The sequence below is a fragment of the Microlunatus sp. GCM10028923 genome, from assembly GCF_042666975.1.
In the GTDB taxonomy this organism is placed as follows: Bacteria; Actinomycetota; Actinomycetes; order Propionibacteriales; family Propionibacteriaceae; genus Microlunatus.
The window spans coordinates 94,180-115,041 of sequence record NZ_JBHTFF010000013.1 but is presented as its reverse complement, the minus strand read 5'-3'; the positions used below and the strand labels follow the sequence as shown (position 1 = coordinate 115,041).

Genomic DNA, 20,862 nt, shown 5'->3' with positions numbered 1-20,862 from the left:
GCCGGGCGACGGACGCCGGCCCGCGCGCGGCGGTAGGGCGTTAGGGTCGTGCCGTGACACACCCGCCCAGACTCTGCCGGCCGGCTCGGCCCGTCCCCCCGCTGAGTTGATCATGGTGCGTTCGGTGGCCGTGCTGTCCGACATCCACGGCGTGCTGCCGGTGCTGGAGGCGATCCTGGCGGAGCCGGACGTGATCGCCGCCGACCGGATCGTGATCACCGGTGATCATGTCGCCGGGCCGCTGCCGGTGCCGACGCTGGACCGGCTGGCCGGCCTGGGCGACCGGGCAATCCTGGTCCGCGGCAACGCCGACCGCGAAGTGGTCGACCTGGCCCGGTCGCCGCGGGCGGACGCGATCCCCGAATCGGCCTGGGCAGCCGGCCGGCTCCGTCATGATCAACTCGACCTGCTGGCGGGGCTGCCGCATCCGGTCGTGCTCGACGTCGACGGGTTCGGCGAGGTCGTGTTCTGCCACGGGACACCACGGGACGACGACGAGGTCGTGCTGGTCGACTCCCCCGTCGAACGCTGGGCCGAGGTCTTCGCCGGGCTCTCCGCATCGGTGCGGACCGTCGTTTGCGGGCACACCCACATGCCGTACGTCCGGTTGGTCGACCGGCGGACCGTGATCAATCCGGGCAGCGTCGGGATGCCGTACGGGAACGTCGGCGGGGCCTGGGCCCTGCTCGCAGACGGCCAGGTGTCACTGCGACGGACCGCGACCGCCCCGGACGCCGTGATCGCCCAGGTGATCGCGGAGTCGGGCTATCCGGACGTGGCGGCCTGGGCCGAGACGTACCTGACCGGGACGATCAGCGACGTCGACGCGCTCGCCGCGATGCGGCCCCGCGGCGGCTGAACCGAGCATGATCATCACGGGCCCGGCAGAATGATCACCATGCAGCGCGCGGAGCCGGTACCGGTGATCATCTTCCACTCCACCCTGGGACTGCGGCCGGTGGAGCTGGCGGCGGCCGACCGGATCCGCCGGGCCGGTCACCGGGTAGTGGTCCCCGATCTGTTCGGCGGCGAGACCGCGGCCGAGGTGGACGGGGTCCCGTCGGTGCCGGCCGGGTTCGCGTTGCAGCGCCGGATCGGCTGGGACACCGTGCTGGGCCGCGCCGCCGACGCGGTCCGCGACCTGCCGCCCCGGACGGTGCTGTGCGGGTTCTCGATGGGCGTCGGCGTGATCGCCGAGTTGTGGCCGGAGCGGCTCGCGGCCGCTGCCGTTCTGCTGCTGCACGCGACCACTCCGGTGCCGGCCGGCGTCGCCCCCGGCACCCCGGTCCAGACCCACGTCGCGGTCGGCGACCGGTTCGCACCGGAGGATCGGCTGGTGGCGTTCCAGGACAGCGTCGCCGCGACCGGTGCGGACGGCGCGCTGTTCCGCTACCCGGGGGCCGGGCACTTCTTCACCGACCCGACCCTGCCCGACCACGATCCCGGCGCTGCGGCGTCGACCTGGCAGCGGATCGAGACCGTGCTCGCCGGTGTGCGGTAGTTCGGCTCAGGCCGAGCGGGACAGGGCGCCGAGGGTGAGCCAGGCGAAGCCCAGGTAGCCGTGGTGCCCGGCGAGCCACTCCCGGCGGCCCTCGTCCAGCCGGCGGCGCAGGCCGGCGGCGTCCGGATGATCGGGATGGGCCAGCAGCCACTCCTCCTGGTTGCGCACCAGCCCGCATTCGTACGCGTTCCACTCGGACTGGGACACCTCGTGCAGGTCCAGCAGCCGCCAGCCCGCGGCGGCGGCCGCGTCGACGACCTCGCCGAGCGGCCGGCTCTCGGCCAGGGTCGACCCGCCCCACATGATCTTGAGCCGTTCCGGCGGCGGCTCGCTCAGCCAGTAGTCGACGCCGAACAGCAGCCGGCCGCCGTCGACGACCAGGCCGCGGAGCGCCGTCAGGGCCCGGCCGACGTCCGGATCGAGCGCGTGGTGGGCCCCGACGCTGAGCGCCAGGTCGTAGCTGCCGCGGTGGGTCGAGGCGTCGCCCGCCTCGAGCCGGACCCGGTCGGCCAGTCCCCGGGCCTCGGCGGTCTGGCGGCCACGGTCGATGTCGACGGACTCAAGGTCGATCCCGATACCGGTCGCGTCGGGTACCGCCTCGAGCACCCGGAACAGCACCTCGCCCCAGCCGCAGCCGAGATCGACCACCGTCCGCGGCCGGGCCGTGGCCAGGTCGGCCACGATCCGGTCCAGCCGGTCCGGGTCGATCGGTGAATTCAGGGTGAGCGAGAGTCCGTTCAGCGGCACCGAGGTCGTCATGATCGACCACCCTGGCCGATCGGTCCGCCCACCGCCACCGATATTTCGGCCTAGCCGGGTCCCGGGAACCGGGTGTCGAAGTCGACCACCTTCAACCAGGTGGGCGTGATCGTGATCAGCGCCATCTCGTCGATCTTGCCGCGGACCTCGGCCTCCCAGGAGGGCATCAGCTCCTCGCCGACGATGCGCCGCGAGGCCTCGACGTATTCCTCCGGAACGCCCTGGACGATCTCGATCGAGGCCGTACCGCGGGCCATGAACCCGCGCGGCGGAAAGGTCGTCTCGTCAACGGTGAGGGCGACCTGCGGATTCAGCCGGAGCGCTTCGACCTTGGCCCAGGCCACCGGGGACGCGAACACGAAGGCCGCCCCGTTCCACAGGTAGCTGACCGGGATGGCCCGAGGTGCGCCGTTCCGGCCGAGGTACGCGAGCCGCGCCGGGATCGGCGCCGCCAGCAGCTCGCGTACCGTCGGGTCGCCGTTCATCGTCGCGACGATCTCGTCGTAGTCCATGCCGACCTCCCCTGGGTCCGAAACCGGACCGCGTCAGCGGATCAGCGTAGTTCCTCCGCCGGCGTCGCGGGCTCGGCCGGGTCGTGATCTTCGGTCCACTTCGACTTGATCAGGCTGGCCACGGTGGTCACCACCAGCACGACGATGATCACCATCAGCGACAGCCAGGTCGGCACCTCCGGCACGATGTGCGGGTCGATCCCGATCCAGGACAGCACCGGAGTCGCGTGCAGCGCGTGCATCAGCAGCTTCACGCCGATGAAGGCCAAGATCACCGAGAGGCCGAGGGACAGGTAGACCAGCCGGCGCAGCAGGCCGCCGAGCAGGAAGTAGAGCTGCCGCAGCCCCATCAGCGCGAACACGTTGGCGGTGAAGACGAGGTACGGCTCCTGGGTCAGCCCGTAGATCGCCGGGATCGAGTCCAGCGCGAACATCAGGTCGGTGCTGCCCAGCGCGATGATCACCATCAGCATCGGCGTCGCCATCCGGCGGCCGTCGATCCGCGGGACCATCCGGGTGCCGTGGAAGTCAGGGGTGGAAGGGATCCGGCGCTTGACCCACCGCATCGCGATGTTGTCCGGTGCCTCGTCCTCGTCGTCGTGCTTGCGGTAGTCGATCACGAGCCGTACCGCGGTGAAGATCAGGAACGCGCCGAACAGGAAGAACACCCCGGCGAACGCGTTGATCACCACGGCGCCGAGCGCGATGAAGATGCCGCGGAAGACCAGGGCCAGCACGATGCCCACCATCAGGGCGAACTGCTGCAGGTGCCGCGGCACCTTCAACGCACCCATGATGATGATGAAGATGAACAGGTTGTCGATCGACAGGCTGTATTCGGTCAGCCAGCCGGCGAAGAACTCACCCGCGTAGCGCGCACCGGAGACGGCCCAGACGCCGAACCCGAAGATCACCGCCAGGGCGATGTAGATGGCGATGAAGATGCCGGCTTCCTTCATCGACGGCTCGTGCGGCCGGCGGCCGATCACGAGTACGTCGATGGCCAGGATCGCGACGGTGACGCCGACCGTGATGATCCAGGCGTACAGATGAACGTCCATGCGTGGCCTTCCGAGACTTGGGCAGGGGGAACCCTCTCGGAGGTCTCTTCCGCCGGGGGTGTCCGGCCACGGCGCCGGGGAGTCGCACGGATCGCTGGTCTGTGATCCGCTGACCGCCGTGGTGACGACGCCGCGCGGGGGAATACTCCCCTCCAGGCGGCAATTCTTCCAGGACTCACCCGGGCTGGGAAATTTGACAAGCCCGGCGGCTGCGCCCCGGCCAACGGCCGCTGCTCAGCACAGCGCCGCGGCACCACCCGCTATTCCGGAACACCGCTCCGGTCAGGTGAGATGTCCACCACACCGCTCCGGCAGCGGTGCTCGCGGGGCGATCAGGCGGGCGACTCAGCGGTTGGCTTCGACCATCTGCCGCAGTTCCTTCTTCAGCTCCGAGATCTCGTCGCGGAGCCGGGCGGCGACCTCGAACTGGAGGTCGGCGGCCGCGGTGTGCATCTGGTCGGTCAGGTCCTGGACCAGGTCGGCCAGGTCACCGGCGGGCAGGCCGGCGAGTTCGCGGGCGCGTTCGCTGAGATCGGCCGACTTGCCCAGCGACGGCACGGCGGCCTTCTGCCGGCGGCCGCCCCGCTTGGACAGCAGGTCGTCGGTGTCGGCGTCCTCCCGGGCCAGCATGTCGGTGATGTCGGCGATCTTCTTGCGCAGCGGCTGCGGGTCGATCCCGTTGGCCTTGTTGTAGGCCTCCTGCTTGTCCCGCCGCCGGTTGGTCTCCTCGATCGCCGAGGCCATCGAGTCGGTGATCTTGTCCGCGTACATGTGCACCTCGCCGGACACGTTCCGGGCGGCCCGGCCGATGGTCTGGATCAGGCTCTTCGCACTGCGCAGGAAGCCTTCCTTGTCGGCGTCGAGGATCGCCACCAGCGACACCTCGGGCAGGTCGAGGCCCTCCCGGAGCAGGTTGATCCCCACCAGCACGTCGAAGGCGCCGGTACGCAGCCCGCGCAGCAACTCGATCCGCTGCAACGTGTCCACCTCGGAGTGCAGGTAGCGGGTCTTGATCCCGTTCTCCAGCAGGTAGTCGGTGAGGTCCTCGGCCATCTTCTTGGTCAGCGTGGTGACCAGGACCCGTTCCGACTTCTCGGTCCGGATCTTGATCTCCCCCATCAGGTCGTCGATCTGGCCCTGGGTCGGCTTGATCACGACCGCCGGGTCGACCAGGCCGGTCGGCCGGATCAGCTGTTCGACGAAGCCGTCGGACCGAGCCATCTCGTAGTCGCCGGGCGTCGCCGACAGGTAGATCGTCTGGCCGATCCGCTCCACGAACTCCTCGAACCGGAGCGGCCGGTTGTCCAGCGCGCTGGGCAGCCGGAACCCGTGGTCGACCAGGGTCCGCTTCCGGGACGCGTCGCCCTCGAACATGCCGCCGATCTGCGGCACGGTCACGTGCGACTCATCGATCACCAGCAGGAAGTCCTCCGGGAAATAGTCCAGCAGGCAGTTCGGCGGCTCGCCGGCCGCCCGGCCGTCCATGTGCCGGGAGTAGTTCTCGATGCCGGAGCAGGTGCCGATCTGGCGCATCATCTCGATGTCGTAGCTGGTCCGCATCCGCAGCCGCTGCGCCTCCAGCAGCTTGTTCTGCTGCTCCAGCTCGGCCAGCCGTTCGGCCAGCTCGGCCTCGATCTTGGCGATGGCCTGCTCCATCCGGTCCGGCCCGGCCGAGTAGTGGCTGGCCGGCATCAGGAAGACCTCCTGGTCCTCCGAGACCACCTCGCCGGTCAGCGGGTGCATCGTCGACAGGGCCTCGATCTCGTCGCCGAAGAACTCGACCCGGACCGCCATCTCCTCGTACTTCGGGAACACCTCGAGGGTGTCGCCGCGGACCCGGAACGTGCCACGGGTCCCGGCCAGGTCGTTGCGCACATACTGGATCGCGACCAGCTTGCGCAGCAACGCGTCGCGGTCGAACTCCTGGCCGACCCGGAGCTGCACCATCTGATCCAGATACGACTCCGCGCTGCCCAGGCCGTAGATCGCCGAGACGGTCGCCACGACCACCACGTCGCGCCGGGTCAGCAGCGAGTTGGTGGCCGAGTGGCGGAGCCGCTCGACCTCCTCGTTGAGCGAGGAGTCCTTCTCGATGTACGTGTCCGTCTGCGGAACGTACGCCTCCGGCTGGTAGTAGTCGTAGTACGAGACGAAGTACTCGACCGCGTTCTTCGGGAAGAACTGGCGCAGCTCGTTGGCGAACTGCGCGGCCAGCGTCTTGTTCGGCTGCATCACCAGCATCGGCCGCTGCACCCGCTCGGCCAGCCAGGACACCGTCGCCGTCTTGCCGGTGCCGGTCGCGCCGAGCAGCACGACGTCCTGTTCGCCGGCGGCCAGCCGGCGCTCCAGGTCGGCGATCGCCTGCGGCTGGTCGCCGGCAGGGTCGAAGTCGCTGTGCACCTTGAACGGCGCAACAGTACGGATCAGATCATCCAGCGGACGCATGCGTCGAGCCTACGACCCGGCACTGACAACCCGCGATCGCTCAGTCGATCAAGGTCTCCCACATCGAGTCGGCCATCGTGCCGAAGTCCTGCAGGGTCTCCTCCTTGGTCGACCCGGGGCGGTAGCGCAGGGTGAGTTGGGCGGTCAGGCCGGGCTCGGCCCTGGCCACGACGCAGCGCCGGCCGGTTGGCCCGGAACCGAAGCCGCCGGTGGCGGTGCCGGTCACCTCGCACAGCACCGCGACGGTGTCGCCCGACGACTTGATCACCGTCGCGTCGGTGTACACGGCGTTGGCGATGCCCACACGGGCCATGGAGCGCAGGTAATCGTTGCACAGGTCGGCCGGGCTCTGCCGCATCTTCCGATACGTATTGCCGCTCACCGTCGAGAGTCCGCGGCTCGCACTGGCAGGCTCGTACTGCACGGCCTTCGGCTGCTTGACGTCCCAACCGTCGGGCACGGTCACGGTGACCTGGTTGCCGAGGTCCATCGTGCCGCCGGGACCCGAGTCCCCCATCGGTTCCAGCAACTGGGCGATCTCGTCGAAGCTGTCGCGGAACACCACGAAGACGACGCCGACCGCGCAGAGCAGTCCGACGAGCACGGTGACCAGCGCGATGATCCCGGTGCGGCCGCGACGGGGCGGCCTCGGTGCCGGGACCGGGTGCTGGGGCCAGCCGCCCTGCGGCGGCGGGCCCCATCCCTGTTGACTCACCAGACGCTCAACGGGCTCAGATCATCGAGGTGAGCATCGAGCCGTTGATCGCGCCCCAGTCCTTGCTGAGCTTCTCTTCGTCGCTGTTCGGCGTGTAGTAGACGGTGCTGGCGGCCAGCGTGCCGTCCGACTTCAGCGCCATCAGGCAGTTGACCATGAGCTGGCCCGAACCGCCGCTGCCGGTGACCGTGCCGGTCACGCCGCAGCTGGCCAGCGTGAGGCCGGACGCCTCGGAGGCCTTGGCCTCCAGGAACTTGGCGTTGGTCATCTTCTTGGCGACCTGCTGCATGAACGAGTCGCAGACCTGGTCGACCGAGTCGCCGACGTTGGTCACGGTCTGGCCGGTCCACTGGTCCTCACCGTTGCTGTACCGGACCACCGAGCCGCTCTTGCCGAGATCGGACCAGCCGTTCGGGATGCGTACGCTGACGCCGTTGCCGAGGCTGACCTCCTCGCCGCCGCCACTGCCGCCGCCGGTCGGGTCGTCCGACGGTGCCTCGCTGGTCGGATCCTCCGACGGCGGTTCGCTGGACGGGTCCTCCGACGGGTCCTCGGAGGGATCCTCGGTCGGGCCGTCGCTCGGCGGCTGCGTGTTGGTCGGCGTGATCGTCGCCTCGGGGCCGGCGGCGTTGCGGTTCAGCAGCATGAAGATGCCGCCGATCGCGACCAGCAGCACGACCGCCGCGACCACGATGCCGATCACCATGGCACCGCTGCGCTGCTGCGGTGGCTGGCCGGAGCCGCCCGGCGGCTGCTGATAGCCGCCGCCACCGCCGCCGTACCCACCGCCGGGCCGGTTCTGATAGCCCGGCTGCTGGTAGCCCTGTTGCTGGCCGGGCTGCTGGTAGCCGCCCTGCTGCCCGTAGCCACCCTGCTGGCCGTAGCCGCCTTGCTGCCCGTAACCGCCGCCCTGCTGCTGGCCGTAGCCGCCCTGCTGCTGACCCCAGCCCTGCTGCGGCGGCTGTTGCGGCTGCTGGGGCTGCTGCGGCTGGCCCTGCTGCGGCGGCCAGCCCGGCTGACCGCCCTGCTGCTGGCCCCACTGTCCCGGCTGCTGGCTCACGACCGGCCCTCCTCACCGTCGGTGGGACGCGCTTCCGGCGCCGATGCTTCGGCCTCCTCCGCGGTCCCCGGTTGCTCGGCTTCGCCCAGCCCGGCCTCGTCCGTCAGCCCGGCCTCGTCCGTCAGCCCGGCTTCGTCCGTCGGCACACCCTCGTCCGCCGGTACGGTCTCGTCGGCCGGACCGACCTGCTCGGCCGGGGCGTCGTCGAACGACGCGGTCTGCTCGGCCGGGGCGTCGTCGAACGTCGCGGTCTGCTCGGCCGGAGCGGGCGGCATCTCGGGCGCCCGGTCCTCGGCCACGCCGGCCGGCGGCTGCTGCGCATCCGGATACACCGGCACGGTGTCCTCGGTCTCGGCGGAGCCCGGCATCCCACCGTCGGGCAGCGCGGCGGCCGTAGCCACCACGGCCCGGCCGCGGACATGATGCGCCTTCGGCTGCACCCGGACCGCCGTCCCGCACGCGTTGCAGAAGGCGGCGTGCTCGAGCAGCGGCATCTCGCAGCGGGCGCAGAAGCCCAGCTCGCCGTCCTCGCCGACGCCGCCCTCGCGGGCGGTGCGCTCCAGCGCGGCCTCCATCAGGCCGGTGTGCAGCACGGTCCGTACCCGAAGGATCAGGATGGCCAGGATCAGCACGCCCCAGATCACGTTCAGCGAAATACTCAGGGCGAGGTTGCCCAGGAACGAGAACAGGTAGATGCCCGCCTGGTAAGCGATGTTGGCCACCACGGCCTCGACCAGGCCGCGGAAGTAACGCGGCGTGAAGCCGTCGTAGCCCCGGCCCAGGCCGGAGAACTCGGCGCAGGCGATGCCGGTCGCGGTGCCCATCAGCAGCGGCTTGACGAAGCCCTCCAGGAACATCAGCGGCACCCAGACGCCCGGGTCCGCCGCCTGCAGGCCGCCGGTCAGCAGGTCCCAGTGCCGGACCAGGGTGTCGAACGTCGCGTACGAGACGCCGGAGATCACGCCGAAGGTCAGGCCGTCCATCAGGTCGTCGAACTGCGGCCGGCTGGCCAGCACCAGCGGACCGACCTGCCGGATCGCCTCGCCGATGATCGGCACCAGCAGCGCCGCGATCAGGAAGCCGCCGACGGTCGGGCCGCTGCCCAGACCCTCCAGGTCGGAGGTGATCACCCGCGGGCCGCCCAGGCCCGTCCACCAGACGATGGTGAAGACGATCGCCAGCACACCGGTCAGGCCGAACGCCATCGCGGTCACCGGCACCGGGGCGTCGTCCCACAGGTTCACGTCGTACAGATAGACGATGTAGACGAGCGGGATCGCGAACGCGGCCACCAGGACGGCGATCGGCAGCGCTCCGAAGATCGCCGCGACCAGCGCGACCACCAACGCGAACACCAGAGCGATCCGGTACGTCTGCGGACGTTCCCCGGTCCCGCGCGGCATGATCGTCGAGATCAGCGCGAACGAGGTGACCGGTTCGTCCGGCTTGACGGCGAACGCCTTCCGGCGCGCCTGGTCACCGGAGCGCTGGTCCTGGCCGCAGACGTGACAGTAGTGCGCGACCTCGGGGAGTTCGGCTCGGCATCGTGGACACTCCACGCGAGTCCTCCTACGGGCTTGGCCGTATCAGCAACGGCGTCGTTCGACGATCACCCGGAAGGTGCAGCCGAACTCACCGGCCGCAGGGTGCGTCCGCCGGAGAGTATGTCACTTCGGCTCTCGAATGTCGTGGACCCGCCGCCACAACCGGTCCACCTCGCCCGGCAGCCGCTCGGCCGGGCCCGTGTTGTCCACCACCAGGTCGGCCGCGGCCAGCCGATCCGCCCGGCTCGCCTGGGCCGCCAGCCGCTCCTCGACCTGCCGTTCGTCCAGCCCGTTGCGGCGGCGCAGCCGCTCCCGCTGCTGGGCCGGATCGGCGTCGACGACGATCACCAGGTCGAACCCGTCGGCCAGGCCGGCCTCGACCAGCAGCGGGATCACCTGGATCACCACGGCGTCGTCGGGCGCCGCGCGTTCCAGCTCCTCGGCGCGCTGCCGGACCAGCGGATGGGTGATCGCCTCGAGATCCCGCCGGGCCGCCGGGTCGGCGAAGATGATCTTGCCCAGCGCCGCCCGGTCCAGCTGGTCGCCGTCCAGGACGCCGGGTCCGAACCGCTCCACGATCGCGGCCAGTCCGGGCGTGCCGGGGGCGACCACCTCGCGGGCCAGCAGGTCGGAGTCGATGATCACCGCACCGCGCTCGCGGAGCAGGTCCGACACCGCCGTCTTGCCCGACGCGATGCCGCCGGTCAACGCGATCCGCATCCAGAATCCTTTGCAGATAAGACGAAACGGCCCCGGACGCTATCGCGTCCGGGGCCGTTCGTGGTGATCAGTTACTGCTGCCGGTCAACTTCTCGCGCAGTGCCTGCAGCGCCTCGTCCGAAGCCAGCGAGCCTTCCGGCGCGGCGGGGGTCGGAGCGGAGCCACTGGTGCTGCTCGAGTACGAAGCGGACGGCGGCGGCGCGACAACGTCGCCGTTCTCGGCCTCGGCCACCTGCTTCTTGTGCGCCTCCCAGCGGGCATGAGCCTCGGCGTACTGCTGCTCCCAGGCCGCCTGCTGCTCCTCGTACCCTTCGAGCCACTCGCCCGTCTCCGGATCGAAGCCGTCGGGGTAGATGTAGTTGCCCTGATCGTCGTAGTTCGCCGTCATGCCGTAGAGGGCCGGGTCGAACTCGTCCGAGCTGACGTCGACGCTCTCGTTGGCCTGCTTGAGCGACAGCGAGATCCGGCGACGCTCCAGGTCGATGTCGATGATCTTGACCATCACGTCGTCGCTGACCTGGACGACCTGCTCCGGGATCTCCACGTGGCGCTCGGCCAGCTCGGAGACGTGGACCAGGCCCTCGATGCCGTCCTCGACCCGGACGAACGCACCGAACGGCACCAGCTTGGTGACCTTGCCCGGAACGATCTGACCGATCTGGTGCAGCCGCGCGAACGCCTGCCACGGATCTTCCTGGGTCGCCTTCAGAGACAGCGAGACGCGCTCGCGGTCCATCTCGACCGACAGCACCTCGACCGTGACCTCCTGGCCGACCTCGACCACCTCGGAGGGGTGATCGATGTGCTTCCAGGACAGCTCGGACACGTGCACCAGGCCGTCCACGCCGCCGAGATCGACGAACGCGCCGAAGTTGACGATCGAGGACACAACACCCTTGCGGATCTGGCCCTTCTGCAGCTGGGTGAGGAAGGACTGCCGCACCTCGGACTGGGTCTGCTCGAGCCAGGCCCGGCGAGACAGCACGACGTTGTTGCGGTTCTTGTCCAGCTCGATGATCTTCGCCTCGAGCTCCTGGCCGACGTACGGCTGGAGGTCCCGGACCCGACGCATCTCCACCAGGGAGGCCGGCAGGAAGCCGCGCAGACCGATGTCGAGGATCAGGCCACCCTTGACGACCTCGATCACCTGACCGGTGACCACGCCGTCCTCGTCCTTGATCTTCTCGATCGTGCCCCAGGCGCGCTCGTACTGAGCCCGCTTCTTGGACAGGATCAGCCGGCCCTCTTTGTCCTCTTTCTGCTGGACCAGGGCCTCGACCTCGTCGCCGACGCTGACCACGTCGTGAGGATCGACATCGTGCTTGATCGAGAGTTCCTTGGAGGGGATGACCCCTTCGGTCTTGTAACCGATGTCGAGCAGGACCTCGTCACGGTCGACCTTGACGACGGTTCCAGTGACAATGTCGCCGTCGTTGAAGTACTTGATTGTTGCGTCGATAGCCTCGAGGAAGGCTTCCGGCGAACTGAAGTCGTCTACCGCAACCTGCGGCGGCGCTTCTAGGGAGGACGTCATGTAGTAGGGCTCCGATATGGCTGGACTAGAAATTCGGGTTGCTGCGGCCCTTCCGTACAATCCGTTCCGCCGAGAACCTTGACCTGCTGCCAGCTGCCCAGGGTGTACGAGCGTGACCCACTCCGTCCGAGGTCGCGCAGGCCACAGCGACACGACAGCCTATCGCCGCGGGCAAAGCAGGGTCAATTTGAGGTCCACGTCAGCCGAGCTCGTGCAACGTGCCGTCGGCCACCGCGGCCAGCCCGGCGGTGACCAGCCGGCGGCTTCGCGGTCCGAGATAATCACCGATCCGGTCCACCTCGACGAGTGCGTACGACCTCAGTTCGTCGGCCGGCAACCGGATCGCCGCGAGCTCCTGCTCGGTCAGGACGCCGCCGTCGTAGCCGAACTGCAGTGAGCCGTACGGATCCGTCGGCGGCTCCGGCCGGTTGGAGTTGATCACCAGCAGCCGGCCGATCGGACGATCCAGCCCCAGCTCCTCCAGCACCTCGCGCCGACAGGCCTCCGCCGGAGCCTCGTGGGCCTCCACCGTCCCGCCCGGCAGCAGCCAGTCCGGCCGGTAGGTCGGCTCCACCAGCAGCACCCGGCCCGCCTCGTCCCGGAACAGCGCACCGGCCCCGATCCGGCGCCGCGGCAGCGTCGCCAGGAAGGTCGCCCGGTCCAGCCGTTCCCCGCTCACCGGCCCGAGTGTAAGTGGGTGCCGGGTGTCATCGCCCGCAGGTAGGTTCGGAGCATGTGCCGAAACATCACCACACTGCGTGGACTCGAGCCGCCCGCCACGGACGAGGAGATCACCGCCGCCGCCCTCCAGTTCGTCCGCAAGGTCACCGGCGTCACGAAGGTGACCGACGCCACCCGGGACCAGGTGGAGCAGGCCACCGACGAGATCGCCGGCATCGTGACGCGACTGCTCGGCTCCCTGCCGGAGCGCCGACAGCCGCCGAAGAACGTGCCGCCGCTGCGCCGCCCCGAGGTTCAGGCCCGGATCGCGCAACGGATGAAGGAGCGCGAGGAGCACGAGCGGATGCACGAACTCGGGATCGCGCACACGCACTGATCCCGCAGCTCGCATCGATTGGACGCCAAGGGCAGCGAAATCGCGCGGGAGTTGCCCTTAGCGTCCACTCGGCGAAGCTGGCGGGCGGGTGCCGGCGGCTTCCTGGTACTGGTCGGCGTAGGTGGGCGTGTCCTTGATCAACTCGTCGCAGAACGCGGCGACGTCCTTGCCGGTGAGCTCGAGGACACCCTTGCCGGCCGCGACGCCCTCCTCGAAGAAGTCGACGAGTTCCGCGAGCAGGTTGCCTTCGGTGAGCGAGACCGGGCCGACCTTGAACAGGTAGCGCTGCAGCTCCTGGTAGACGATCCGGTAGTCCGGCGGGAGTGCCTTGACCCGGGCCAGGTGGGCCCGCCACTGCTTCTTGCCCTCGATGATGTCGTGGATTCCCATGTCAGCCTCCGAGCCGTTCGAGTTTGCGGGCGACGTTGCGGTTCAGCTGCTCCCGCCAGCGATCCCGGTAGGTCCGGCTCCCCTGGCCGCCGGTCAGGGCCGCGCCGAAGCCGGCCAGGTCGTCGCCCAGCACGTCGCGGGCGCTCTGCCCTTCGGCCGCCGCCTCCTCGAGCAGGCCGAGGACGCCGTCCAGGATCGGCATCAGCTTGCGCCCCGAGAAATCCCCCGGGACCGCGAGACTGAACTTGAGTTCGTCCCAGGCCTCCTTGTGGTCGACCGGCAGCGCCGCCGCCCGGGCTTCGAACGCCTTCCATTCCCTGGTCAGATCGCTGCCGGTGATCGTTTCCCAGAAGTTCATCTGCCACCCTCCTTGAGCTTGTCGATGCGCGAGGTGAGGTAGTCCCATTTGGCCCAGAAGGTCGCGAGTTCGGCTCGGCCCGCAGCGTTGAGCGCATAGAACTTGCGCGGCGGGCCCTGCTCGGACGGCCGTTTCGTCACTCGCACGAGCCCGTTCCGCTCCAGCCGGACCAAGATCGTGTAGACCGTCCCCTCGACCACATCAGGGAAGCCGAGCTCGTTCAGCCGGCGCGTGATCGCGTAGCCGTACGTCTCCTCGCCGCTGATGATCTCGAGCACGCAGCCCTCCAGGGTGCCCTTGAGCAACTCCGTCAGGTCGTCCATCCCCACCACCTACACCTCGGTACTGAGTGTTACCAAGTACCACTATACAGTAACACCGAGTAGCGGTCGGAAGGAGCGGGGCGGCCTCACCGGATGATCGCGTAGCGCAGCAGGAGTACGCCGTTCGAGAACCCGGTCGCCTGGATCAGCTTCAGGTCCTGCCGGTCCTCGAACACACGCCGCCCCTTGCCGCGCGAGGTCGGGCAGACGAGCAGCCGGATCTCGTCGACGGCGCCGGCGGCCAGCAGCGCCTGCATCAAGTCCAGACTCCCCCACAGCCAGAGATCCTGGCCGTTCTGCTCCTTCAGGTCCCGCACGGTGGTGATCGGGTCGCGGGTCACGGTCGCGGCAGGGAAGTCGCCCCAGGGTGCCTCGGTCAGGGTCGTCGAGGCGACGTACTTGGTGAGGTTGTTGAGCTTCTCCCCGTACTCACCCTGGCCCTCGGCGTCCGCCCAGCCGGTGGACTGGGCGTAGGTCCGCGCCCCGAGGATCAAGGTGTCGACCGAGTCGATCAGCCCCATCATGGCGGCCTTGTACGCGGGGTCGGTGGTCTCGGAGAAGGGTTCCACGTCGACGAAGCTGAGGCCGCCGTCCTCCTCGGCGGCGATGTTGTCGACGGTGACCCACTGCTGTACGACGAGCTTGCGCATGACGATCCTTCCGTTGCGGTGAGATCCGGCCACTCCGGCCGTCTCTGCACCTGGAACGGAGCCGCCACGCGGCTTTCGACATCGTCAGGAAGCAGTGCGTACGTAAAGCTGCGCGGTGTTCTTGTTGGCCAGGCCGCCGAGGGCGCCGAGGGCCCAGAAACGGAAGGTGACGTCGGCGGCGCCGCGGTCGGCGAGCCGGACCCGGAACCGGGTGTCCTGCCGGGCCGCTCCGGTCAGCTCGGTGTCCGGAGCGTCGACCTCGACGCCGGGCAGCCGGGACCAGCGCAGCTGCAGCGGGCCGGTCACGTACCCCTGGTTGAGCACGGCGACATCGATCTCGGCCCACTCCCCCGGCCGGACCGGCGCAACGGCGAGCTCGGTCCGCGCCGCCTCCACCCGGCCCTCGGGGTTGATCGTCACCACGAACGCGGCGTCATCGACGGCCGGCGTACAGCAGGAACAGCCCGGTTCGCAGGACATCAGTCGACCTCGCTCTCGTCGCGGCGCGCGGCATAGACGGCCTGCGCCTGGTCGTAGGCGAACCGTGCCGCCGGCCGCTCGGCCGGCCGGATGAAGCCGTGCTTGACCTCCCACAGCTGGTCCACGCAGTCGTGCAGCCACTGCGCACTCCGGCGCGAGGCGCGGATCGGCCGGCCGCCGATCTCGACGAAGACCGGCGAGGTGTGCAGGCTCGGCAACAGCCGCAACGCCACCCAGGACGAGCGCTCCAGGTCGAGGTCGAAGCTCACCTCCTGCTCGCTCCCGTCGGCGACGATCTCCTGCCGCGCGACGGCCTGTCCGTTGACGACGGCCTCGACGGCGACGGTGCGGGTGTCGCCGATCCGGGCCCATTCCAGGTGCCAGGCCGACGCGTCCCAGTCCGAGGAACCGTCGCTCGGCACGGTGAGTTCGGCCGGCGCGAGGTCGTAGTCGAAGTCGGGCACGCTCGGTTCCGGCCGCTGCTCGGGCAGCAGCGCGGCGACGGTCGCGGTCAGCCGGACCGGCCCGGCGGCGGCCCGCCGCTGTTCCCGGGACTGGTCGCCGTCCAGGGCCACGTCGAAGGCGTGGCTCCGCCCGTCCCCGAAGTACGAGGAGCGGGTCCGCAGGCCGTCGATCCAGGCCTCCAGCGCGCGGTCGCCGGCCGGCGGTTCCGGCAGCGAGACGTACGTGCGGCCGATGCCGGGACGCTCGTCGGAGACGCAGGGGAAGTCGGTCTCGCCGAGCATCAGCGTCCGGAAGCCGGTGTTGAGCAGGTGGTACCAGACGTTCATCTCGGCCGCGAGCCCGAACTCGGCGCCGGCGATGAAGTCCGCCGCCCCGTGCGGGACGTCGACCACGAGCTCGTTGGAGCCGATCGAGGAGAACGGCGGCAGGTCGAAGTTGGGCAGGTCCCGGGACGGAGTCGCCATGCCGAGCCCGCAGTGGGCGAACCCGGTGAACGCGCCCTGCGCCTGCGCCCACTGGTGGATCGGCAGATTCCAGGACGGCCAGTCCTCCAGCACCGACGTCCCCGGATAGTCCTGGTCGGTCAGTCCGAGCAAGATCAAATGGCCCGAGTGGCTGGACGGGAAGCCGGAGATCTCGACGTCGTAGCGGAGCACGCTCTCGCCGTCGGTCTGGGTGGGCTGCGGCTGCCAGGTGACGCCGTTCGCCTCCTGGTGCGACGGGTGTTCCAAGATCGCCGGCGGGCTGATGCTGCGGCCGGTGAAGAACTGCTTCTGGTAGTAGTAGCAAGGCCCCCAGGTGAGCACGCTGGACACCCAGATGGCCTCGCCGCGGGCGTGCCTGATCATGGTCTCCGGCGACACGCCCTCGGTCGGCTGGCTGTAGTGCGAGCAGCCGCCGCCGTGGATGTGCGGGTCGCCCGAGTAGTAGCCGCGGGTCGACGGGTCGATCCACCGATCCAGCTGTACGGAGAGCTGCGCCGGACCCGCCGGATCGACGGTGAACCGGGTCGTCACCGGCCGGTACTCGGGGCCGCGCCAGGCCGTGACCGCGTACTCCCCCGCGGGCAGCCGCAGGATCTCGCCGGTCGAGCGGTACACCTGGTCCTGGAAAAACATGTCCGGGGCCAGCCGCAGCCCGCGGCTCGGATAGACCCGGCCCAGGTCGTCCTTCGTGATGATCGAGGCGACGCAGGTCCGGCCGTCGGCATCGCGCAGGTCCAGCACGACGTCGTGCGCCGGCGCCGCGTCGAGCTCGAGGTCGACGGACGCCGAGCCGACCGTGGAGAGCCGGCGCCGCTGGGTCTGGGTCCAGCTGTCCCCGGCGTTGCCGTCGGTCGGCCGGCCGGTCCGGGAGACGCTGATCGGTGCGGCGCGGCGGCCGGCGTCGCGGCTGTACAGGCTGATCACGAAGAATTCCAGCTCGCGGCCGGTCAGGGTGCCCGGACCGTCCAGCTTGAGCTCGTACCACCACTTGTCGCGGATCGTCGCGGCGTGCTCGATCCGGTCCGGCAGGTACGGCCGGGTGACCATCCCGCCCGCCCGGGTCACGTCGCTGCCGCCGCCGGACACCGAGAACGCGGCCTCCAGCCCGCCCGGATTCACCGCACAGAGCAGGAAACTGTTCCAGCCGCCCTGCACCACGCGCGCCGGATCACCGTGCTGGACCAGGGTCTCCGGACCGTGCCGGCCCACGGTGAGTTCGAGCAGCAGGTGCGGCGCGAGCAGCCGCCGCAGTTCGTCGGCGAGGTCGGCGTCCGGCCGGTCGGCCAGCGCGCTCACCGCCTCGCGAAGCGTTGGATCGACGGGTTCACCGAGCTCGGCCAGCCGGTCCAAGGCCCGCGTCGCGGAACTGAGGATCGGCTGCGCTGCCGGGTTGGTCGTCGCCAGTTGGTCGGTGTGGTCGAGCGTCACGGTGCTCCCCTCGCAAGGCTGCGTCTCGACCGATGCTACGTGCGCCGATCACCGGACGGCGAGCGGGTTTCGGGTCGTCCGTATCATGATCGTCCCCGGCGGCCCGGGGTCGGCCCACAGCTTCGCGCACGAGGGAACTCGGTGCCTGGGCGAAATATGAAATCCTGTTCCATCTATCCTGGCGCGATGCGACTGATTGCCGGTGCGTATCCCGCCGCCCCGCCCGAATCCGCCGACCAAGCCGCGTTCCTGAGCCGCCTGACAGAGTCTGACCTGATCGGCGGCCTCGAACTGCCGTTCATCGATGACGAGGAGCGGTGGCTGGCCGGCGCGTTGCCGACCGAGTGGCGACACGTCGTGACCGCCGCGCCCGTCACCGGGATCCGGAGCCGCAACGACCCGGCCTACGGACTCGCGTCCACCGATCCGGCCGGACGCCGCGAGGCCGTCGCGGTGACACGATCGATTCGGGACGCGATCGAACGATCGGGCCTGACCGTGGCCGCGATCGAACTCCAGTCGGCCCCGTCCCGGACGGGCACCCCCGAGGCCCTGGCGGAGTCGTTGTCGGAGATCGCGGACTGGGACTGGTCCGGGGCGGCGATCCTCCTGGAACACTGCGACGCGGTCATGGCCGGACACGAACCGGAGAAGGGATTCCTGGCGTTGGCCGACGAGTTGTCGGTCGCGCGGGACCTCGGGCTCGGCGTCGTGATCAACTGGGCCAGGTCGGTGATCGAGACGCGGAGCCCGGAGGGCGCCGTGGCCCACGTGAGAGAGGCGGGTGAGCTCTTGTCGGGACTGATCTTCTCCGGGGTCGCCGATGTGCCGCTCAACGGTCATTCCGCTTGGGTCGACGCGCACCTGCCGCCGGCGCCGATCGAACCGGCCTCGCTGCTCACCGCCGAGCACATCGCGCGCACTCGGGCTGCGGGCAGGCCGGACGTCCTCCTCGGCGCCAAGGTGCGCGCGGGCACGGCGGACCGCAGCCCGAAGCAGCGAGCCGAGTCCGTACTCGAGGCGCTGCACCTGGTGATCACGTCTGCCTGACGAACCGAACGTGGGAGCCGCCCGCATGTCCAAGGAGTAACGGACAACGGGCGGCTCCCGTTCGTAGACGTCAGATCGCCATCGACGCGTCGATCTCCTCCTGTGAGACGTTGCCGTGCAGGGCCGGGTAGTACGGGTGTCCCGGGGTCAGGTCGGCCCGGTTCACCGGGCCGCCGGTGATCGACGAGGCGTAGAGCGCGGTGACGAACTCCATCGTCGGCCGGGTGCTGGCCAGCGTGGTGTCGTGGGTGCGCCCGGCGAGCAGGTCGTCGATCACGCGGTTCAACTGGGCCTTGTGGCTGCTCGGCACCTCGGTCCCGGTGGAGGCGGCCCACGGATCGGTGTCATGATCATCGGCGGCGCCCGCGGCGGCCAGGTCGCCGGTCGCGGTGCGGACGCCGGGATCGGCCCCGAGCTTGGCGGCCCGGCCTGCGTCGGGTGCCGGGTGGAAGGTCCAGTCGGCGTCCTTGTAGCCGTACACATGATCGACTTCGAGGGAGCCGCCGGTCGTGTCGATCCGGATCCGGCTCAGCTCGCGTGGCGACAGCAGGCTGTTGATCACGGTCGCGACGGCACCGCTCTCGAAGATCACCGTGGCCAGTGACACGTCCTCGAACTGCACCGGCCGGTCCAGCCGGACGGCCGTCGCGGTGATCGTCTTCCACGGCCCGAGCAGGTGCAGCAGCAGGTCGATCTGGTGGATCCCGTGGCCGAGCGTCGGGCCGCCGCCCTCGCCCACCCAGGTGCCGCGCCAGTCCGGATCGAAGTAGCTGCGCGGCCGGTACCAGAGCGTCTCGCAAACCGCGACCTGCGGGGCGCCGAGCGCGCCGCTGGCCAGCAGATCGGCCGCCCGGAGCGCGCCGGAACCGTGCCGGTGCTGGAAGATCACGTACGCGGAGCCGTCGCTCGCCTGCTCCGCCTCGGCGATCGCGTCCAACTCGGCCAGCGACAGCACCGGCGGCTTCTCGATCAACACCGAGGCGCCCGCGCGGAGCACCTCGATCGCGATCTCGGCATGGCTGCCGGGTGGAGTCGACACCGAGACCAGCTCCGGCTGCTGCGCCGACAGCAGCTCGGTGACGTTCCCGTACGGCTTCGACCCGAACTTCTCCGCCGCCGCCTCGGCCCGTTCGGGCACGATGTCGGCGACCCCGACCAGCTCGGTCCGGCCGGAGTCGGCGTACCCCTCCAGATGCCGGCGGCTGATCCCGCCGCAGCCGACGACGGCGACCTTCAGTTTCCGATCATTCCCTTTCTGCACTGTATTCACCGCGCCGCGCCCCGAACCGTGGCGTTCTGCTGGGCGGTCAACGCCAGCCGCATCGTCTCGAACGTGTGCTGCTGCGGCGCGGCCGTCGTGGTCCGCTCCCGTACGTCCTGGACCAGGGCCGGGTAGTACGGCAGCACGACGTCGCTGCAGTCGATGTAGTGGGTGCCCTCCTGATCGACCAGGAACAGGTGGTTGCCACCCTCCCGGCCCTCCAGGTCGATGTACTTGCGCATCTCGATGTAGCCCTGGGTGCCGAGCACCATCAGCCGCCCGTCGCCCCAGGTCGGCAACCCCGCCGGGGTGTACCAGTCGACCCGGACGTAGCCCTGCGCGTTCTCGCTGCGCAGCAGCACCTCCCCGAAGTCCTGCAGGCCGGGCGTGTCCGGGTTGGCGAAGTTGCCGACCGTGCTGGCGACGACCTCGGCCGTCTCCGAGCCGGTGAACCAGAGGAACTGGTCGATCTGGTGCGAGGCGATGTCGGCGATGATGCCGCCGTAGCGCTGGTTGTCGAAGAACCAGTCCGGCCGGCCCTTGCCGTCGCCGAGGTGGCCGCGGTCGCCGACCCGGTGCGGGCCGAGCCCGAGGGTCTGCACGACCGTGCCGATCCGGCCCTCCCGGACCAGCTCGCCGGCCTTGATCACGCACTTGACCTCGAACCGCTCCGAGAACGTCACCGACCAGAACCGGCCGGTCTCGGCGACCGCCTTCTCGATCTCGGCGAGTTGATCAAGAGATACGCAGCCCGGCTTGTCGGCGACCACGTCCTTGCCGGCCCGGAGCGCCGCGACGGCGATCGGCCCGCGCCGGTCCGGCACCGCGGCCGTGACGACCAGGTCGATGCCGTCCCGGACGGCCAGCTCGTCGGGATCGTCGGCCACCTCGACGTCCGGGTGGACCTCCCGGACCTTGGTGGCGATCGCTGCGTCCGGATCGTCCGTCGCCATCGCGACGAACTCGGCACCGGCCCGGATCAGGCCGGCGATCTGACCGAAGATGTGAGCATGATCAAGTCCGACGGCGGCGAACCGTACGGGCTGCGGGGTGGTCATGGATTC

22 protein-coding genes are annotated in these 20,862 nt (G+C 69.9%); 4 read left to right on the top strand and 18 right to left on the bottom strand.

Annotation, left to right across the window (positions count from 1 at the left end; translation table 11 throughout):
• Nucleotides 1-112: 112 nt before the first annotated feature.
• The gene (locus tag ACFQU4_RS27450) at nucleotides 113-859 is read left to right on the top strand and encodes a metallophosphoesterase family protein (protein ID WP_377498191.1); all 747 of its coding nucleotides are present in this window, start codon (nucleotides 113-115) and stop codon (nucleotides 857-859) included.
• A 39-nt stretch (nucleotides 860-898) separates the two neighbouring features.
• On the top strand, nucleotides 899-1,501 hold the full coding sequence (locus ACFQU4_RS27445) for a dienelactone hydrolase family protein (protein WP_377498189.1): 603 nt from the start codon (nucleotides 899-901) through the stop codon (nucleotides 1,499-1,501).
• A gap of 6 nt (nucleotides 1,502-1,507) precedes the next feature.
• Here the strand turns inward: ACFQU4_RS27445 and ACFQU4_RS27440 are convergent, their stop codons facing one another.
• The 10 genes from ACFQU4_RS27440 to ACFQU4_RS27395 all read right to left on the bottom strand — a co-directional run bounded on the left by ACFQU4_RS27440 (nucleotide 1,508) and on the right by ACFQU4_RS27395 (nucleotide 12,530).
• The gene (locus ACFQU4_RS27440) at nucleotides 1,508-2,260 is read right to left on the bottom strand and encodes an SAM-dependent methyltransferase (RefSeq protein ID WP_377498187.1); all 753 of its coding nucleotides are present in this window, start codon (nucleotides 2,258-2,260) and stop codon (nucleotides 1,508-1,510) included.
• A 50-nt stretch (nucleotides 2,261-2,310) separates the two neighbouring features.
• Nucleotides 2,311-2,772, bottom strand: coding sequence for a pyridoxamine 5'-phosphate oxidase family protein (locus ACFQU4_RS27435; RefSeq protein ID WP_377498185.1), 462 nt, complete (start codon nucleotides 2,770-2,772; stop codon nucleotides 2,311-2,313).
• A 41-nt stretch (nucleotides 2,773-2,813) separates the two neighbouring features.
• A complete protein-coding gene (locus ACFQU4_RS27430) occupies nucleotides 2,814-3,833 on the bottom strand; it encodes a TerC family protein (RefSeq protein WP_377498183.1) in 1,020 nt (339 codons plus the stop codon).
• A gap of 345 nt (nucleotides 3,834-4,178) precedes the next feature.
• Nucleotides 4,179-6,278 carry an excinuclease ABC subunit UvrB gene (gene uvrB, locus ACFQU4_RS27425; RefSeq protein ID WP_377498181.1) on the bottom strand — a complete coding sequence of 700 codons (2,100 nt, stop codon included), beginning with the start codon at nucleotides 6,276-6,278 and terminating at the stop codon, nucleotides 4,179-4,181.
• Between the two features lie 40 nt (nucleotides 6,279-6,318).
• Complete coding sequence (locus ACFQU4_RS27420) at nucleotides 6,319-6,993, bottom strand: hypothetical protein (RefSeq protein WP_377498179.1); 675 nt, start codon at nucleotides 6,991-6,993, stop codon at nucleotides 6,319-6,321.
• Between the two features lie 16 nt (nucleotides 6,994-7,009).
• A complete protein-coding gene (locus tag ACFQU4_RS27415; protein WP_377498177.1) occupies nucleotides 7,010-8,053 on the bottom strand; it encodes a hypothetical protein in 1,044 nt (347 codons plus the stop codon).
• Nucleotides 8,050-9,612, bottom strand: coding sequence for a PrsW family glutamic-type intramembrane protease (locus ACFQU4_RS27410; protein ID WP_377498174.1), 1,563 nt, complete (start codon nucleotides 9,610-9,612; stop codon nucleotides 8,050-8,052). The genes ACFQU4_RS27415 and ACFQU4_RS27410 overlap by 4 nt, the downstream gene beginning before the upstream one ends.
• A gap of 108 nt (nucleotides 9,613-9,720) precedes the next feature.
• Nucleotides 9,721-10,317 (bottom strand): dephospho-CoA kinase, encoded by a 597-nt coding sequence (coaE, locus tag ACFQU4_RS27405; protein ID WP_377498172.1) that lies wholly within the window; start codon nucleotides 10,315-10,317, stop codon nucleotides 9,721-9,723.
• 67 nt (nucleotides 10,318-10,384) lie between these two features.
• Nucleotides 10,385-11,851 (bottom strand): 30S ribosomal protein S1, encoded by a 1,467-nt coding sequence (gene rpsA / locus ACFQU4_RS27400; protein ID WP_377498455.1) that lies wholly within the window; start codon nucleotides 11,849-11,851, stop codon nucleotides 10,385-10,387.
• Nucleotides 11,852-12,050: 199 nt separating this feature from the next.
• Nucleotides 12,051-12,530 (bottom strand): NUDIX domain-containing protein, encoded by a 480-nt coding sequence (locus ACFQU4_RS27395; protein WP_377498170.1) that lies wholly within the window; start codon nucleotides 12,528-12,530, stop codon nucleotides 12,051-12,053.
• 54 nt (nucleotides 12,531-12,584) lie between these two features.
• On the opposite strand from ACFQU4_RS27395, the gene ACFQU4_RS27390 reads away from it, so the two are divergent.
• Nucleotides 12,585-12,908: a DUF2277 domain-containing protein gene (locus tag ACFQU4_RS27390; protein WP_377498168.1), complete on the top strand. Its 324-nt coding sequence runs from the start codon at nucleotides 12,585-12,587 to the stop codon at nucleotides 12,906-12,908.
• A 57-nt stretch (nucleotides 12,909-12,965) separates the two neighbouring features.
• Here ACFQU4_RS27390 and ACFQU4_RS27385 read toward each other — a convergent pair whose 3' ends face one another.
• The 6 genes from ACFQU4_RS27385 to ACFQU4_RS27360 form a co-directional block, all read right to left on the bottom strand.
• Nucleotides 12,966-13,298, bottom strand: coding sequence for a DUF1048 domain-containing protein (locus tag ACFQU4_RS27385; protein ID WP_377498166.1), 333 nt, complete (start codon nucleotides 13,296-13,298; stop codon nucleotides 12,966-12,968).
• Nucleotide 13,299: 1 nt separating this feature from the next.
• Nucleotides 13,300-13,656, bottom strand: coding sequence for a DUF1048 domain-containing protein (locus ACFQU4_RS27380; protein ID WP_377498164.1), 357 nt, complete (start codon nucleotides 13,654-13,656; stop codon nucleotides 13,300-13,302).
• Nucleotides 13,653-13,979: a PadR family transcriptional regulator gene (locus ACFQU4_RS27375; RefSeq protein ID WP_377498162.1), complete on the bottom strand. Its 327-nt coding sequence runs from the start codon at nucleotides 13,977-13,979 to the stop codon at nucleotides 13,653-13,655. Before ACFQU4_RS27375 ends, ACFQU4_RS27380 begins: the two co-directional genes overlap by 4 nt.
• 86 nt (nucleotides 13,980-14,065) lie before the next feature.
• Complete coding sequence (locus tag ACFQU4_RS27370; RefSeq protein ID WP_377498160.1) at nucleotides 14,066-14,629, bottom strand: dihydrofolate reductase family protein; 564 nt, start codon at nucleotides 14,627-14,629, stop codon at nucleotides 14,066-14,068.
• An 84-nt stretch (nucleotides 14,630-14,713) separates the two neighbouring features.
• Nucleotides 14,714-15,109 carry a hypothetical protein gene (locus ACFQU4_RS27365; protein WP_377498158.1) on the bottom strand — a complete coding sequence of 132 codons (396 nt, stop codon included), beginning with the start codon at nucleotides 15,107-15,109 and terminating at the stop codon, nucleotides 14,714-14,716.
• Nucleotides 15,109-17,487 carry a CehA/McbA family metallohydrolase gene (locus tag ACFQU4_RS27360; protein ID WP_377498156.1) on the bottom strand — a complete coding sequence of 793 codons (2,379 nt, stop codon included), beginning with the start codon at nucleotides 17,485-17,487 and terminating at the stop codon, nucleotides 15,109-15,111. Before ACFQU4_RS27360 ends, ACFQU4_RS27365 begins: the two co-directional genes overlap by 1 nt.
• A 186-nt stretch (nucleotides 17,488-17,673) precedes the next feature.
• Between ACFQU4_RS27360 and ACFQU4_RS27355 the strand changes: the two genes are divergently transcribed.
• Nucleotides 17,674-18,537, top strand: a complete 864-nt coding sequence (locus ACFQU4_RS27355) for a DUF4862 family protein (protein WP_377498154.1) — start codon at nucleotides 17,674-17,676, stop codon at nucleotides 18,535-18,537.
• A gap of 70 nt (nucleotides 18,538-18,607) precedes the next feature.
• Here ACFQU4_RS27355 and ACFQU4_RS27350 read toward each other — a convergent pair whose 3' ends face one another.
• Nucleotides 18,608-19,798: a Gfo/Idh/MocA family protein gene (locus tag ACFQU4_RS27350; RefSeq protein WP_377498152.1), complete on the bottom strand. Its 1,191-nt coding sequence runs from the start codon at nucleotides 19,796-19,798 to the stop codon at nucleotides 18,608-18,610.
• Nucleotides 19,799-19,803: 5 nt separating this feature from the next.
• Nucleotides 19,804-20,856 carry a Gfo/Idh/MocA family protein gene (locus ACFQU4_RS27345; RefSeq protein ID WP_377498150.1) on the bottom strand — a complete coding sequence of 351 codons (1,053 nt, stop codon included), beginning with the start codon at nucleotides 20,854-20,856 and terminating at the stop codon, nucleotides 19,804-19,806.
• Between the last annotated feature and the right edge of the window lie 6 nt (nucleotides 20,857-20,862).